Source organism: Maribacter sp. C-4077 (genome assembly GCF_055378385.1).
The window spans coordinates 904176-921274 of record NZ_AP038807.1 but is presented as its reverse complement, the minus strand read 5'-3'; the positions used below and the strand labels follow the sequence as shown (position 1 = coordinate 921274).

Here is a 17099-nt window from a genome sequence, read left to right as displayed (position 1 = left end):
ATAAATAAGAAAAAACCCACAAATATTTATTATTTACAATAATTAAAGACGGTTATACAACATTTATTTTTCTGATTATTTAAGAAACTTTCTCTTTGAAATAAGAAAATTCTTAATAAATAATTATGTGTGACCAAACTATTCCATTCAAGACAATTTCTATTTGCAATACTTTTTTTGTGCTATTTGAACGCACATAAGTGCCCACTGCAATTTTATGAACCAAAACCTTAATACCTTATTTTATTTGGTGAAAATATTCAATTATAGCTTACAGTACAGCACTACAATCAAAATCTAGAATCTAATCAATATGCACTTGAAAGGAGAAAATTGTCTGGATTTGTAGCTCTACTCCCATTAGGGGATTACTGGAGGGGAATATTTAACTATGGCCAAGATTACATTAGATAAGATAATACAAAAAACAACCATAAGGTTTTTCTAACAAGAACTATTATCAATAAACCCTTCTCAATACTAAATGTTACCCCTAAAAGAATGGAAGGCTGAGCCGTTTTTGGGTCATTCTAATTGGCCTATTTATAGAGGAGTAAAATTGACTTAAAGAAATCTTAAAAAATCATGAAAAAAACAACCAAATCTAAAAAATTTTCATTCGTATTTGAATCATTGTTTTTGGATTTACAAAACTTTGAAATTAGAAGAAAAATAATTTTTTCTGTTAGTGCACTTTATATTTTATTGATTCCGTGTGCATTGAATGCACAAACCACTGTAACCTATAACTTTAATACCGCTGGTCAACTAAACACAGTTTTTAATGAATCTGGACCAGATGTCGCCAACGTATCCGAATCCACTTCGGGAGGGATAGGGAACTCTGGCTCGATAACTGTGGGGAGTGTTTCAACCAACGCGATTTTTACTACAAAGGATGGCTATAGTCTTGGACCGGTCGGCAGCCGATATACTTTTGAGAGTTTTGTGAAAAGTGTCTACAATAGCGGTTACAGTGGATTGGGCTTTGCGCCAGCCTCCCCGGCACCCGGTAGTGCCCATCCATACAGACCAAATGATGCCCTTGGAATTTCCGTTCATGGCGGTGGTTTTGTATTTCATAATGGTACCACAGATTACAGCGGAAGCTGGGGAAGCGGAAGCTCTGGTTCCATAACCGCTGTGAAGTCGAGCGGCATAAATGACCTATTGAACAACGGTTCACCTGATGACTGGTATAGGGTTGTCTTTACTATCGAAAGGTCATCCATTACTGCGTACGACCTTAGGGTTGAGATATGGTCGGCCAATCAAGATGGCAGCCTTATCCGACCTACGGAAGCGGATGCTATTTTTGAATTGAATGGAATGGCCAATACCAGTATTACGTCGGCTTCGGCTATCTATAGTTACTTCAGCTTTTCCGGGCAGCGCGTATCACATTTTGATAATTATTCCATTCAACTGGAGGGAGGGGGAACCGTTGTGACTGAAGGCAACCCTGTTGTGGTTACAACGAATGCCTCGCTGAATGGAAGTGTGATTACGGTTGCAGGTGAGGTTACCGATGAAAATGGCAGTACGGTAACGGACAGGGGCTTGGTATATGGAACGGCTACGGAGCCTACCCTTGCCCAAAACAAAGTAAGCCAAGGCAGTGGAGCTGGTACGTTTTCAGTAGATACACCTGCCTTGGAGCCCGGTACCTATTACGTGCGGACTTTTGCCACCAATGGCGTAGGGACAAGCTATGGGGCCGAATACCAATTGACGGTTTCTGCGCCGCCCAATCCCCCTATCTTCACTGCGCCCCAGCCCCTGGAAGATGTAGCGGGGGCCACCAGTTCCGCGAGTTTTAACTTAAATGCCAATACAAGCACCTTTAGAAAATTAGGTCTTGAATTTTCCACGGACGGTACACGAATGTTTTCATTGGGGTTCGATGATAATCTAATTACCGAATATGTGCTCTCCACCCCATTTGATATTACCACGGCATCCTTTCATTTTGAATTGGATGTTTCGGGCAATGGTCTATATCCCATGGGATTGGCATTTAATGATAATGGATCTAAATTATATGTCTACAGCGGCGCCACTAGGACAATTTACGCCTATGATCTAGCCGAGGCTTTTGATCTATCCACAGCGACCATCGGTATGGATAGTCTCGATGTTACCACTTTTGGAAATGTATACGTATATGGATTGGACTTTAATCCCGACGGTACCAGATTGTACATAGTCAATCATGATGAAACCCTTTTACAGTTTGAGTTGAGCACGCCCTTTCTCGTTTCAAGTGCTTCCAGCTTAGGTAGCATCGATTTGTCAGCTAGGTTCAGTCAGAGTATTTATGGTATTTCCTTCAATTCCAATGGTAACCAAATGTATATAGGAGGGTATAATGATGCCAACTATATCATAGGCTACGATCTTGGTGTTCCTTATGATATCACTACGGCAACATTACAACCTAATAACGGTCTAGTGCTGGCTCAGCCCAATAGGCCGACGGATATCTTTTTCAGTACGGATAGGGATAAATTATTTGTATTGAATTATGGGCAGTCCCAAGTATTTGAATTCGATTTGGGAGTGGCCCCGCTCACCTTTGAGGAAAATGCAATAACTCCAGTTGTTGATGCAGATGCCAATGATGGCGACGGGGGTGCTGCCGATATTGGGATTACCTATGACCTTGCTAGTGGCGGGGATAACGATCTATTCAGTATCGATGCGGCTACAGGGGTTTTACGGTTTCAAAGCGCACCTGATTTTGAGAACCCTTTGGACACCAATGCCGATAATATGTACGAACTGACTGTAATAGCCACCGATTCGGATGGAAGCACAAATCATCCGTTACGGTTACAAGTGACGGATATCTATGAGAATAATCCTCCTAGTTTTGGTGATGCCTATGATATTTCCATAGCGCAATATCTGGATGTTACTGCCACCTTTGATGTAAGTAACGAGATGTCATCCCCGATGGATATGGCCTTTAATGCCACTGGCACAAAGTTATTTGTGATGACCAATGCGGGCAGCGACCAGTTATTTGAATATGATTTAACAATACCATATGATGTAGCTACGGCCAGTGTGGTACAAAGCTTGACAGTTGCAGGCAATGGAACAGGTTTCGCCTTTAGCTCTGACGGCACCCGTTTATTTGTCACTGGTTCAAGTATAGATGCGGTTCATGAATACCATCTAAGTACGGCATTCGACCTGAGTACGGCCGTGGACCAAGGATTTGGTGAAAGATTGAGTGTCAACGGGCAAGAAACTTCCCCTAGTGGACTTACCTTCAATGCCACAGGAAGTAAGCTTTACGTGGTTGGTGAAGTCAGTGATTCGGTCCACGAATATGCTTTGGCCACCAATTTTGATGTTTCAACAGCAAGTTATACCACCTCACTCAATGTATCGGCAGAGGAAACCAATCCTGGTGGAGTTGTATTCAACGAAGACGGCAGCAAGTTATTTGTGGTCGGTTACGGAAGTAGTGCGGTGCACGAATATAACCTAGGGACTCCCTATGACCTTTCAACGGCTTCCGCCTCGGGCAGCACATTGCCTATAGGCGGACAGGATAGCTGGTCCACGGGTCTTGCATTTAATGCCAACGGGACCGCATTCTATCTGGTAGGCAACCAAAACGACATGATATATGCGTATGGTATAGGTACCCCTACAGCTTATAGCACTGTTGAGAACACGACGGCCGTTGCCGACTTTGATGCTACGGATGGGGATGGAGGAGCAGCCGATACCCATGTTACCTATAGTATCAATGGAATCGACGCCGCTTTGTTCACCATGGATGCCAATACCGGGGTGTTGCACTTTAACGTAGCGGCCGATTTTGAGAACCCGATGGATGTTAATTCGGATAATGTCTATGAACTTACGGTAACTGCGGATGATGGTGGTATGAGCGATAACCTGACTCATCTGGCCATTGCCATTACGGTAACGGATGTTGACGATACGGCCCCCGAAGGCTATACCGTCTCCATAGATCAAGACCCCATTATTTCAGATAATGACGATGCTATATCATTTACCTTTGCCATGGCAGAGGTAGGTTCTAGCTACAATTATACGATAAGTAGTGATGGGGGTGGGGAAACAATTACAGGTTCCGGTATCATAGCTACTGCCTCCGAACAGGTTACTGGTATTGATCTTAGCGGTTTGGGTGACGGAACCATAACCTTATCGGTTATGTTGATCGATGTTGCAGGAAACCAGGGGAGTGCTTCCACGGATACCAAACAGAAGGATACCAAGACGGAGCCTCCCATAATGCCCTCTCCTGCGGATAATGGAAGTAGTTATGACCAACTGATGCTCAGCTATACGCTTCCCGAGGCCCCACTGGCCAATAGCGTCCGTTTGATTTTTGATGCTGTGGAAGATCCGAACACGCCCATTACCCTACAATTGGCAGATCCGATTGCTGGACAACAGAACAATTTTATCCTGGATGTGCAGGATTTGGCAGCGGTCGCAGAAGTGGTATCATCAAGTCATAACGAACTTGTCAACGGTGTTGCCTATAATGTTACCTTGGTTTATCAAGATAATTTGGGCAACCCAGAAGCACAAGTGGTCAACACCAACCATGAACTCGAAGCAATTGAAATAGAGTCCTTGACCCTATATTCGGACAATCCACGTGACCATTTGGCCAAAGTGGGGGACAGGGTATATGTGGAACTAGTCACCAATCGCGAAATAGAAGAAGCTGCCATCCAGTTTATGGGTAGTACGATAATGGTAACCGCCGCAACAGCGGTGGATATCAACACCTATCGAGCATGGGTAACAGTGGACGGTAATGATGATGAGGGAGCCGTGACCCTGAGCGTTACGCTAAATCCAAATAGGGAACGAATCGTTTCAACGACAACCACGGACGGGAGCACTGTGTCCATTGATACTACTGCGCCAGAACCAAGTTTGGCCATCGCTGAAAACCTATACTTTGGTCCGTTTACCATGCAGCTCCAGTTTTCGGAACCAGTTTACGACCTGGCACCAAATCCAGTCATAATAGTTCCAAACGGAAATGGACAGCCCATGGCCGATATTGGAGCCCTTGAGGAAGTAAGCCAGGGCTTGGTCTACAATATCCAAGTTACCCCATTGATTCCGGGAGAATTGGTATTCTTTAACGAGAATTATGGTATTGCCCGTGATGCTGCTGGAAACCTTTCCTTGCCCCTAGGGTTTGTGAATGGTACTTTTTATGATTTGGATACCGATAACGATGGTATTGGTGATACCAACGATCCTGATGACGACAATGATGGTACTCCAGATTCAGAGGATGACTTCCCAAAAGATCCATCCGAGGATACCGATACCGATGGTGACGGAACAGGTGACAATGCCGATGACGATGATGACAACGACGGTGCTCCGGATTCAGAGGATGCTTTCCCAAAAGATCCATCCGAGGATACCGATACCGATGGTGACGGAACAGGCGACAATGCCGATGATGATGATGACAACGACGGCACTCTAGATACAGAGGATGCTTTCCCGAAAGATTCATCTGAAGATACCGATACCGATGGAGACGGTATTGGCGACAATGCGGATACAGATGATGACGACGATGGATATTCTGATGAGGTAGAACTTATTGAAGGAACAGATCCAACAGATGCGTCAAGTAAACCCTTGGATACCGATGGTGATGGTATTCCCGATACCATGGACGAAGATGAAAAGAACGACGACGTTTCCGATTTCGATGACGCATTCCCAACGGACGAAGAACCATTATTGGTACCTGCCCAGGCTTTTACGCCCAACGGCGACGGTAACAACGATGCTTGGATCATACCAGGAATCGACAACTACCCCAACAACGTGGTGAAAGTCTTCAACAGATGGGGACACGAAGTATTCGCCATACACTCCTATAAAAATAACTGGGAGGGTTTTTACAAGGACAACCGTGAGAAACTCCCTTCAGGGTCCTATATGTATGTCATAGACTTGGGCGATGGTTCAAAACCCATCCAAGGATGGTTGTTCATCAATTATTAACAAATTAAAAAAGTAAAAATGATACGAATTATAAATTCAATTATTGTCCTGTTCGTGCTGCTTTCTTCAGTTAGGGCTTGGAGTCAACAGGATCCAAATTACACCTTTTATCGGTATAACATGAACATTTACAATCCCGCATTTGCAGGAAGTTCAGAAGGTGTGGAGTTTGTTCTTGGGCTCAGGAGCCAATGGGCGGGTATAGAAGGTGCCCCAGAAAGCCAGAGTGCCATTTTTGGTATGCCCGTGGGCAATAAGGTCGGTTTAGGCGTTAGCATCCTAAATGACAAAACCTTTATTGAGACCCAAACATGGATGGCGGTGGACTTTTCCTACCACATCGACCTTGATGAAGATAACCAGTTGTATTTTGGACTAAAGGCAAGCGCTAACTCCTACGATGCCAATACCCAAGGTCTTTTGACCTACGGCGTTGGTCAGGACGGATCGTTGATGAACTTTGAAAGCCGTTTTACACCGAACGTAGGTGCTGGTATCTATCTAAAAAATGAAAAGTATTTTATATCTCTCTCCGCGCCAAAGATTTTGACACCTGATAGGCTTCAGGAAGCCAATGGAAATGCATTTCTTGGCGCCGACAGGATGCACGCTTATCTTGGAGGTGGTTACGATTTCCTTTTGGGTGGAAGTACCAAATTGCAGGCCTTGGGTATGATTAGATATGTAGATGCATCTCCGCTTTCCTATGAACTTACAGGTCTTTTGGACCTAGCAGAGAGATTTACCCTTGGTGCCGGATATCGGTATAATGAAAGCATAAGCGGACTTTTTCTCTTTAAGGTTTCCAACGGATTCCAATTGGGCTATGCCTATGAGAACGCCTGGCAGCGACCTATCGATGGTCTTGAGCAGGGAACACATGAGGTTTTTATGAGATTTTTGTTATAATTAGTTTGGTGTTTTCCTTAAAGGCCCTTGATCTTTGGTCAAGGGCTTTTTCTATTGGCCCCGCCAACAGGTTTAATAACCCGAAGCTTACTTCGAAACAAAAAGTTCGTTTCTTACGAATGTCTCGTAAATTTGTTCTGAGGTAGTTTATTTTTCAATGAATTGGGCGTCCGTCAGCGCAATGCCGTCATCGATCAGATGTCCCAGCTTGGGATTTTCCATTTTTATGGATTCCAAATACTGCTTGATCTCCTTTGCAAAACCCTGGTCATGGTTACCCATCGCCAATTCATAGAGTTCTACGGAGAGCAACCAGTCAGTAGGATATTTTTCCTTTAATTGCTGGAATACCTTATTTCTGGAGATTGTGGTGTTCTTTCCGTTTCTAAATTCGCGTATTTGCTGGTATAGACTTTCCAATTCATCAGCTTTGCTGTTATCGGTCTCGGAGATGGAACTGCTCAATTGATGGTCCAGTAAGTCGAAACTCTTCACATCCGCAGGGCCATGAAAAGCGGAAACGATTCTTTCCCCAATGGCCATATTGTAAAGAGAATCATTGGACTCGAACAACACCTTTCCGTTATACGTGACTTGACAATTTTCAAAGGTAATCAGGATAATTTGTCCTTGCAGGTTTCGGGTGCCGGTTACGATTTTTCCATGTACACTAATGCCGCCTTCAAAATCTAATGTAACCGTATTTCCTTCATATATAGCGTAGGCCTTTAAATCCCGTGGGCTCATATCCTCAATGGCAATATTGATGCCTTTTAACCTGCCAACAGGAGATCCAAACCCTGATTCATGCTGCATGGTATCCTGACCCACCAACTCCTTTTCCCTGTATGCTAAGGCCGATTTTCCTTTGGTCTGAAAATAAATAGGCTCGCCATTGTGTGAAATGACACTTACAAAATTACCGGATACCTGTAGTCCCGTACTAAGCTCTATGGTTCCCAAATCCTTGGAATCGATTAACTTTTGAATTCCGCTCAGACCTCCGGTCCTAAGAGCCATCGTGTTGGCAAAATCTTCCAATACTTGGCTTAAAAATGCGAAATCGGGTGTCACATAAAGTTGTGGTTGTGGTTGGGTAATGTCAAAGGGAGTATGTGCCGCTTCTATTGAGTAAGGTACTTTTTTAACCTTGTCCGTCATACACCAGGCACTCTCCCCAATACTCGATAGGAGCCCGGCCCCGTAGATTTTCGGATTTTCTAGAGCACCTATTAGGCCATATTCAACGGTCCACCAATGCAGGTTCCGTATCAGTGCCATTTCACTGGGTTCACCCATATTTTGTTGGAGTTCGTCCACACGTTTTTCAGCTTTCTCTATTTCTTCCTTTGCCGATCCTTTGGCTTCCTTGATGATGGACAAGCGTCTAACAGCTTGGTACAGTTCAAAATCCTTGGCGTTCGAGATGGCCTTGCTACCAATTTCCCCAAATCTTCTTAGGTAAGCGGCATATTCTGGATTGGCAATTATGGGTGCATGTCCCGCTCCTTCGTGGATGATGTCCGGTGCGGGGGTGTATTCAATGTTTTCCAGTTGCCGGATGTCCGAAGCAATCACCAAAACATTATATGCCTGAAATTCCATAAAGGCTGCCGGAGGAATAAAACCATCCACGGCGACCGCTGCCCAGCCCAAGTCTTTTAAAATACGGTTCATGCCGTACATATTGGGAATACTTTCTATGGAAATCCCAGTTCTCTTTAAACCTTGTGTGTAGGATTCATGGGCAACGGTACTGAGATAATCCACATTCTTTCGCATTACGTACCGCCAAACCGCCTGATTGATGGCCGTGTAGTGCTCATAATGTTGTGGTTTTATGTACTGCTTTAAATGTTTGGGCAGTTTGTCCAGTATGGGATTGCTTTCGTAATTCATGGTATTCTATCTTAACGAGTTCTTATACCGGGTACTAATAAAATTAGTATATACAGGTTTAAGTAGCTGTTAAAATTTATTATCTACGTGAATATTCCCTTTATTTGTTATTATTATAGGAAATTGTTGGTTTTTGATGCATGGAGAACCATCAACAAAAGGAAAAAATATCATGGAAAAACTGGATACCATTGACAGACAGATTTTAAAAATCTTGGAAAAGGATGCCAAAACCGTGGCCAAAACGATTGCCGACCAATTGGGAATGACAAAAACTCCTGTATACGAGCGTATAAAAAGGCTCGAATCCGAGGGTTTTATAAAGAATTACAAGGCCGTGTTGGATACCTCTAAAATTGAACCTAGCATTACGGTTTTCAGTTTTGTTTCCTTGGATGCCCAAAAAGGAAGTCTTATGGACGATTTTTTGGAAAACGTTTCACTCTTTAATGAAGTAACGGAATGTTATGTGGTGGGTGGAGAATTTGATTTTTTGCTGAAGATAACCGTAAGAAGCTTGGATGCCTATTATGATTTTGCAAAAACGAGGATTGCTACCTTACCGAATATCGGGGCTGTAAAAAGTGCCTTTGTGCTGAACGAGGCGAAGAATAGTCAGCACTTTCCTTTATTATAGAAGTGGTTTAAGCTTTTTCAATTTTCGCTTCAATCCAAAAATTTTAAATCACTTCATAAAAAAAGCCCTTTCACTTACAGGAAAGGGCATGGATTTTCCAAAGAAATAATTCCTATCGAACGGCCACGGAGTTGGGCGGATATTGTTCCAAAATCTGTGAAACAAACTCCTTGATGCGCTGTTCTTTCTTTTCAATGTTCTTCGTATTGGCCAGTGTGCCTTCGCCTTTTCCTTGCCATACCAGTTCCCTGTTTTTAGTGTCTATAAGGTCTATGTAGAGGGAACCTTGGGTTCGGGTGCTAACATTCGGGCCCCAGCCTCCCCAGCCCCAGCCCCAACCTGGACCCCAGGCCCAAGCAGGTCCCCAGCCCCAGGCGCCGCCCCAACCCCAACCAAAGTTGTTGTTGTAGACATCAACGCGTTCCTCTTCCTTTGTAAAAATGCTGATCAATAAATCAGGATTTTCAGATTTTACGAAACCTCTTGAGGCCATTTCGTCCTCAATGGCATACAGGATTCTCTTTTTGTCCAAATCGGATATTTGGGCCTTATCGATTCCTGTTTTATAAAAGGCATAGGATTTATATTCGTTAAAATTGGCTTCTTGGTTGTAGTCCGAAAGTACTCGCACCGAAGAACAGGAGCTCAAGAACACCAATCCCAATAGTATCAGCGATAGAAATTTTAAGTTTTTCATAGCAATCGATTTATCTGTTTATGGAATTATTTCTTTATAAAATAGCTTCAAAAATCATGCCGAAGAACCGATTATTGCCGGTTCGTTTTGGGGTCGTATCCATACGGACAGTGTCTGCAACCACTCTCGCAGCAGTAGCCCCGCTTTAGGTGATACTGTCGTGTAAAAACCCTATAACCTTCGTCCGACCAATAAAAATCTCCATCTTCTATCGGAATAATTTTTTTCATCAAATGCGTTAAAATGCAACCCTCAAAACTCCCAAATTTATTGTCCAATCTAGAATAAAATTAAAATAATTCTGTTGATAACCTGTGACCTTTACGATTTAAATGTCCTTGTTTAACGGAGATTTAGCATAGGTTGGGAAAACGGTACAATTGTTGGCAACATCAAAGGACATCCTTTTAATCCTTATTTTTTACAAGTATCTTTGATTGGAATAGAACAATTAGGTCTATGATATTGGTTTTTAAACACTTCTTTTATAAAAACTATGTGGGTCTCTCCCTTTGGCCATTCATTATTTTAAAACATGATACACTCAAGAACGACAAGGACTTGATCAATCATGAAAAAATTCACTTAAGACAACAACGGGAACTTTTGATAATTCCGTTTTACGTGCTATATGTATTTGAATGGGCAATTCGATCACTGTACTATTTGGATACCTACAAGGCCTACCAAAATCTAAGTTTTGAACGTGAAGCATATAGGAACGAGCATAAACCGGATTATTTGGAGAATAGAAGGCCCTATACTTTTATGAAATACTTTTTTTATAAGTAATACATCAATTTGCAGGTTGAAAATCAATACGTAAAACTCCCAATTCTAAGGGAAAAGCAGGTTGTTCTTGCCATAAAGCGTGAGGATTTGATACATCCGTTCATTTCAGGAAATAAATTTAGAAAGCTCAAATACAATATATTAAAGGCCCAAGAATCTGGACACACAAAGATTTTGACGTTTGGCGGGGCTTTTTCCAATCACATCGCTGCTACTTCGGCAGCAGCCAAAATTACTAATTTAAAAGCCATTGGTATCATTCGAGGGGAGGAACTGGTACATACGTGGCGTGAAAACCCTACTCTAAAGCGGGCCCATGAAAACGGAATGCGTTTCAAATTCGTTTCCAGGGAAATTTACAGACAGCGAGACGAACTGGAGTTTTTAATTTCCTTGCGAAATGAATTTGGGGATTTCTACCCAATACCCGAAGGGGGAACCAACGACTTGGCCATAAAGGGGTGTGAGGAAATCCTTAATCCATCGGATACGGAATTCGATTTTATCTGTGTTTGCGTGGGTACAGGTGGTACTATGGCGGGGTTGATAAATGCGTCGGGCAATAATCAGCAAGTTCTGGGGTTCCCTGTTTTAAATGGCGAATTTCTATCGGCCGAAATAAAAAAGCTTTCTGGAAAGGAGAATTGGACCTTGAACCAAAAATATCACTTTGGCGGATATGCCAAGATAAATGAAGAATTGGTACATTTTATTAATCGGTTTAAACAACAAACGGGCATCCCTCTTGACCCCGTGTATACGGGAAAAATGATGTATGGGTTGTTGGATATGGTAAGGAATGATAATTTTGCACCGGGAACGCGAATCTTGGCCATACATACGGGAGGCTTGCAGGGCATTTTCGGAATTAACCTTGTGTTGCGTAAGAAAAATTTACCTTTGTTGGATATATGACCCTCCTTGGGGGATTTTGTATGGAAAGCTTACTACTTCTATGAAGAACAACGTTTAAACCTTATAAAATTGAACTTAATTTTATTTTGAGACGGAAAATAATAATACTCTTTTTGTTGCTCGTTGGGGTTGTTGGGTGTAAATCCAAGAAATCTTTGTCCGATAAAAACCGTACCCAACAGGTGCAAGCCGAAAGTAGGAGAAGTCATGGGAAACCTTCAAACGCGGCTAAAGATAGGGACCCCAGCATGCCTGAGGATTCGGGTGAGTTCGTAAAGTTTCGGATTGAAACTATTGATGAATACATCGCTACTTTTTCGGAAATCGCCCAACTGGAAATGAAGGCCTATGGAATTCCCGCCAGCATCACCTTGGCCCAAGGGCTCTTGGAAAGTGGCTATGGTAAAGGGGATTTGGCCATGAAGACCAACAATCATTTTGGTATAAAATGCCATACCGGATGGCAGGGAGACTATGATTTCCACGATGACGATGCCAAGGGCGAATGTTTTAGAAAATACAATCATCCCATGTATTCCTTCAGGGACCATAGTATATTTTTGACCACTCGGAGTCGGTACGCGTTTCTTTTTGATTATAAGGTAACGGACTATCGCAAGTGGGCCCACGGTCTTAGAAAGGCGGGTTATGCAACGGATAAGCGTTATCCTCAGAAACTGATTTATTTGATAGAAAAACATCAGCTATATAAATATGACGGAGGTGTTTTGGATACGGGCCAGGACGAAGATCGTGTCGTCCTTACCGAAAGTGAAGCCGTTCATATTGTGAAAAAAGGGGACACCCTGTATTCCCTTTCAAAAAGATATTATGTTTCCGTGGACGAGTTGATGCGCATGAACAATTTAAGGGACTCCGGTCTATCCATTGGCCAAAAGCTCTTGGTCAAGTCCACCTCCGTAAATAGATAGAACATGATTTATAAAAGAAGTAGTGCCCTTTTTGCAGAGGCCAAACAATTCATACCTGGCGGTGTAAACTCACCGGTGAGGGCTTTTAAGGCCGTAGGCGGCGACCCAATTTTTGTGAAGGAGGCCAAAGGGGCCTATTTATATGATGTAGATGGAAACCGACTCATAGATTACATAGCATCTTGGGGTCCCTTGATTTTGGGACATGCGCATGAACCTGTTTTAAATGCCATCATTGAGAAGGCAAAAAAAGGGACTTCCTTTGGTATGCCTACTGAAATTGAGACCGAACTGGCAAAGTTGGCCGTTTCCATGGTTCCCAATATCGATAAAATCCGATTTGTTAATAGTGGAACGGAGGCCTGTATGAGCGCCGTTCGTTTGGCAAGGGGTTATACGGGCAAGGACAAGATCATCAAATTCGCCGGTTGCTACCACGGCCATTCCGATTCCTTTTTGATTCAGGCAGGGAGCGGTGCGGTTACTTTTGGAAGTCCTAATAGTCCCGGTGTTACCCAAGGTACGGCCAAGGATACCCTATTGGCCTCATATAATGACTTGGAAAGTGTTACTCAGCTTATAGAGGCCAATAAAGGAGAAATAGCGGCGGTCATCATTGAGCCCGTGGCCGGAAATATGGGCTGCATTATCCCAACCGATGGTTTTATCCGTGGATTGCGGGAACTCTGTACCCAAAATGATATCCTTTTGATCTTTGATGAGGTCATGACCGGTTTCAGGCTTGGAAGGGGAGGAGCCCAGGAAGCCTTGGGAATCAAGGCGGATATTTTGTGTTTTGGAAAGGTAATTGGTGGTGGACTTCCCGTTGGTGCCTTTGCTGCCAGCAACGAAATCATGGGGTATTTGGCCCCCGAAGGACCGGTATATCAGGCCGGTACCTTAAGTGGAAACCCGTTGGCCATGAGTGCCGGCTTGGCCATGTTGACCGAACTTAATAACAATCCAGCGATATTTACCAGCCTTCAGGAAAAAACGGCCCATTTGCACATCGGCCTTTCCAAAGCGCTGGATAAAAAAGGAATTCCCTATCAGATCAATCGTTTTGGCAGCATGATTTCTGTACATTTTACGGACCGCCCGGTGATGGATTTTGCATCTTCGGCCACTGGAAACAACGAAACGTTTAAAAAGTATTTCCATGGAATGTTGGATCAGGGAATCTATCTACCACCGTCCGCATTTGAAAGTTATTTCCTGAACGATGCTTTGTCCTATGAGGACTTGGACGAAACCATAGAGGCGGTGGAAAAATTACAATTGGATTAATTGGTCATTTCTCCTGAATTTCGGACGATATGGATTCTAAGATGTCGTCTATATACCCCATCAGTGGCGAATAATGGTTGTCTTCCGTTGCATGACAGGTCACTATAAATAGAAGCAGCTTATTTTCGAACTCCTGTGAGGACAGCACCCCTAAATTACTGACCCTCTCACCGTCTGGAGATGTCTTAAGGCTTGTTAAGACGCCTGTTTGTTGCAATACGGTCTTGATGCTATACTGGTCCGTTCTAAAAATATCGAGGAGGTTTTCGCGTTCATGGCGCAAATCCTCTTCCTGTCTGGAAATATCCTCCATGGTGGCGATCCAGTTTGTGAGCATGATTCTTAAATCAGGATTGGAAATATTCTTTAGGTTTCCGGAGTTGATAATTTCCAATAACAAGGAATTGTTCGGGTTAAAGGCAACATCGGAAATGAACGTATTCAATAGCAATTGGGATAAATCCTCTTCTAGGGGTAGGGAGTCCTTTTGGTTCATCAGCCCTATTATTTTTTCGGCACTTTCTATATTCGCCCTGTTCACGGCTATGAGTTCGGTCAATTTGTTCTTACTAATATTGAATTCTTCCTGTAGCCCCAAGAGATAGGTTTGCTCATTTTTGGCGTCAATGTTCCGCTGGTTTCGGTTGTTTATGGCAAGGGCAATCAGGATTCCAATGACCACCAGGACGATCTCTCCCAAGGCATATGCTAAATACCGACCCACTTTTTTTTCGGCCAATAGTTTTTGTCTTGTTCTTCTAAAGAATTTTATCATATACTCCTATTTTTTCCCTCTTGGGAGGGGAGGTTTTTAAAGTAGTTTTAAAGGAAACAAATAAAAGTTTGTTCATAATAAAAATTCCTGCTTAACCTGTTCAACTTTCACCAAGGACAAGGACGCATCCTTTCCCCGTAAGGTAACCTCGCCAATTTCCGTTACAACAAAATTTTCGTCAATATTCAGTTTTTTGATCAGACTATCGGAAACAAGGAAATCGGTTTTAAAGGTGTTGCAGGCGGATTGTATTCTGGCCGTAGTGTTCAAAACATCCCCAGAGAAGACAATTTCCTTTTTTAACGCCCCAATTTCCCCGGTCGTGACCTCCCCAAAATGCATTCCTCCCTTAAATTTGGGTGCAAATCCGTAGGTTTTCAGGAAAAAATCGGACTTATGTCGCAAGGCATTTTTCATTTCGAAAAAAGTATGCAGACAGTTGTTGTTCTGTAAGCCGACATTGAATTCCCAAGTGATGACGATTTCGTCGCCAATGTACTGATAAACGTCCCCACCAAATTGTATAATGGCATCTTCAAGGGATTTGTAGTAATCCCTTAAAAATAAAAAGTACATTTTGGTTCCCAACTGTTCCGCTATGGCGGTGGAGTCTTTCATATCGGTAAATAGGAAAATACGATGCTCTTCCTTGGGTCGATGATATTTGCCTATGATGAAGTTTCGTAGGACACTATGCCCCAAATTATCACTTATTTCGGTATAAATTAAGGAAAAAAATAAAGAGGCCGATAGTTGGACCATGGTACTCATATGTACTGTGCTGACCAAAAAATCCAAATAACGTTGCCAAATTTCACCTGAAAATAGTGGAATCCGTAATTCGATACTGGAGGCAATAGGATACAGAACCATCATTATTGCGGAAAAAAGCACCAGATAAAAGACAAGTTTGAACAAGACCTTTTTGTAAAAGGTTTTTTTGATAAATAACTTGTTCAAGAAGGTCAGTTCCAGATATCCAACAAAACAACCGACCAAGAAAACCGCTACGGTCGCAAATAGGAAAACTTGAAAATTTAAACTAATGGCTTCTTTTTGAGTGATACCTGCTCCAAGAACCGCAGTTTGTTCAATGAACATGAAGAGCAACCCCAAAAGGGTCCAAATAATACCAAATGATAGAATTTTGCTAAATTTTCGTTTGGTTTTGTGAGAAAGCAAATCGGGTAATTTAGGAGGTGTTTGGTAAAACTGTTATCCCTTTCAATTTAATGATTCTTTCCGAATAGTGAATACTCCATTTTGTGATTTAAGGATTAGTATCGTTCGTACCAATGGTCAACACCACATTGCCCTTTTTGCCGCCCTGGTCTACATAGTGGTGGGCTGCCACCACTTGGTCCATGGGAAACACCTTGTCTATCGTTGCATCATAGCAGCCGTTTTCAAATAGTTCCCTAAGTATTTCCAGTTGCCTTTTTGATTCTGATGCCACTTCCAAACCTTCAACGGTCTTGAACACCCCATCTTCTTTGAGTAGGGATTTGCATTGTTTTTTCGAAGCCTTGCCCACGGCATCGAAGACGATATCGTACTTGGATCGATGTTCTTCGAATTGCCCTTGATCATAAAAAAGAACATTGGTAATACCGAGTCTTTCCATAAGTTTGGAACCTCTGGTGCTACACACCGCCGTAATGTGGGCATTATGTGATTTTGCGATTTGAACGGCCGCTGCACCTACGGAACCCGTGGCTCCATATATTAGTACTTTTACATTCGGTTTCTTCGCGATGCCCCCTTTCTCCAAAAAATAAATGGCAGATTGCCCGCCAAAAACAATGGCAGCGGACTCTTCATGCGTCGCATTCATCGGGGCCAAAGTTATATTGTCTTTTTCACTGATGGCGATATACTCGGCATTGGTTCCAAACATTAATCCAGTCATTCCAAAGACGTTATCGCCTACCTTGAAATCACTGACGTTTGTGCCAATATGTTCTATGATTCCTGAAAAAACCGTCCCCAGAATCGGTTTTCTGGGTTTGTTGAAACCAAGGACCAGACGCATGACCAACTTCATAAGACCATCAACTTTAAGACCCCGTATCCTTACATCGGCGGAATTAACGGTAGTTGCCATTATTTTGACCAATACTTCGTTTTTCTTTGGGATCGGCTTGGCAAGGGTCGAGATTTTCAGAACCTCCGGTGTGCCATATTTAGGGCAGATTATTGCTTTCATCATTCTGTCTTTTT

The 17099-nt window shown here is 42.8% G+C and carries 13 protein-coding genes; 7 read left to right on the top strand and 6 right to left on the bottom strand.

The features are described 5' to 3' along the window. Positions 1-720: 720 nt before the first annotated feature. Positions 721-6036: a T9SS type B sorting domain-containing protein gene (locus ACZ41C_RS04040; protein ID WP_464564512.1), complete on the top strand. Its 5316-nt coding sequence runs from the start codon at positions 721-723 to the stop codon at positions 6034-6036. A gap of 18 nt (positions 6037-6054) precedes the next feature. Then, positions 6055-6945 carry a PorP/SprF family type IX secretion system membrane protein gene (locus ACZ41C_RS04035; RefSeq protein WP_138257277.1) on the top strand — a complete coding sequence of 297 codons (891 nt, stop codon included), beginning with the start codon at positions 6055-6057 and terminating at the stop codon, positions 6943-6945. A gap of 147 nt (positions 6946-7092) precedes the next feature. Here ACZ41C_RS04035 and ACZ41C_RS04030 read toward each other — a convergent pair whose 3' ends face one another. Continuing rightward, the gene (locus ACZ41C_RS04030; protein WP_464564509.1) at positions 7093-8844 is read right to left on the bottom strand and encodes an aromatic amino acid hydroxylase; all 1752 of its coding nucleotides are present in this window, start codon (positions 8842-8844) and stop codon (positions 7093-7095) included. A 172-nt stretch (positions 8845-9016) separates the two neighbouring features. On the opposite strand from ACZ41C_RS04030, the gene ACZ41C_RS04025 reads away from it, so the two are divergent. Continuing rightward, the gene (locus tag ACZ41C_RS04025) at positions 9017-9481 is read left to right on the top strand and encodes an Lrp/AsnC family transcriptional regulator (RefSeq protein ID WP_240042661.1); all 465 of its coding nucleotides are present in this window, start codon (positions 9017-9019) and stop codon (positions 9479-9481) included. Between the two features lie 112 nt (positions 9482-9593). Here the strand turns inward: ACZ41C_RS04025 and ACZ41C_RS04020 are convergent, their stop codons facing one another. Both ACZ41C_RS04020 and ACZ41C_RS04015 read right to left on the bottom strand, forming a co-directional pair. After that, positions 9594-10178 (bottom strand): DUF4136 domain-containing protein, encoded by a 585-nt coding sequence (locus tag ACZ41C_RS04020; RefSeq protein WP_272636640.1) that lies wholly within the window; start codon positions 10176-10178, stop codon positions 9594-9596. Between the two features lie 71 nt (positions 10179-10249). Next, entirely contained in the window at positions 10250-10408 is a 159-nt protein-coding gene (locus tag ACZ41C_RS04015) for a DUF5522 domain-containing protein (protein WP_161595316.1), read from the bottom strand. A 229-nt stretch (positions 10409-10637) separates the two neighbouring features. Here ACZ41C_RS04015 and ACZ41C_RS04010 point away from each other — a divergent pair, with 229 nt between their 5' ends. The 4 genes from ACZ41C_RS04010 (at position 10638) to hemL (ending at position 14104) form a co-directional block, all read left to right on the top strand. Beyond that, entirely contained in the window at positions 10638-10970 is a 333-nt protein-coding gene (locus tag ACZ41C_RS04010; protein WP_138257281.1) for a hypothetical protein, read from the top strand. Positions 10971-10979: 9 nt separating this feature from the next. Beyond that, positions 10980-11885, top strand: a complete 906-nt coding sequence (locus ACZ41C_RS04005; RefSeq protein ID WP_464564505.1) for a 1-aminocyclopropane-1-carboxylate deaminase/D-cysteine desulfhydrase — start codon at positions 10980-10982, stop codon at positions 11883-11885. A 155-nt stretch (positions 11886-12040) separates the two neighbouring features. Then, positions 12041-12817: a glucosaminidase domain-containing protein gene (locus ACZ41C_RS04000; protein ID WP_464564503.1), complete on the top strand. Its 777-nt coding sequence runs from the start codon at positions 12041-12043 to the stop codon at positions 12815-12817. A gap of 3 nt (positions 12818-12820) precedes the next feature. Next, positions 12821-14104 carry a glutamate-1-semialdehyde 2,1-aminomutase gene (gene hemL, locus ACZ41C_RS03995; protein WP_464564501.1) on the top strand — a complete coding sequence of 428 codons (1284 nt, stop codon included), beginning with the start codon at positions 12821-12823 and terminating at the stop codon, positions 14102-14104. 4 nt (positions 14105-14108) lie between these two features. Here hemL and ACZ41C_RS03990 read toward each other — a convergent pair whose 3' ends face one another. The 3 genes from ACZ41C_RS03990 to ACZ41C_RS03980 all read right to left on the bottom strand — a co-directional run bounded on the left by ACZ41C_RS03990 (position 14109) and on the right by ACZ41C_RS03980 (position 17088). Continuing rightward, positions 14109-14879, bottom strand: a complete 771-nt coding sequence (locus tag ACZ41C_RS03990) for a DUF6090 family protein (protein WP_154918435.1) — start codon at positions 14877-14879, stop codon at positions 14109-14111. A gap of 72 nt (positions 14880-14951) precedes the next feature. Next, the gene (locus ACZ41C_RS03985) at positions 14952-16061 is read right to left on the bottom strand and encodes an adenylate/guanylate cyclase domain-containing protein (RefSeq protein WP_464564499.1); all 1110 of its coding nucleotides are present in this window, start codon (positions 16059-16061) and stop codon (positions 14952-14954) included. 88 nt (positions 16062-16149) lie between these two features. Beyond that, positions 16150-17088 (bottom strand): NAD(P)-dependent alcohol dehydrogenase, encoded by a 939-nt coding sequence (locus ACZ41C_RS03980; protein ID WP_464564497.1) that lies wholly within the window; start codon positions 17086-17088, stop codon positions 16150-16152. Between the last annotated feature and the right edge of the window lie 11 nt (positions 17089-17099).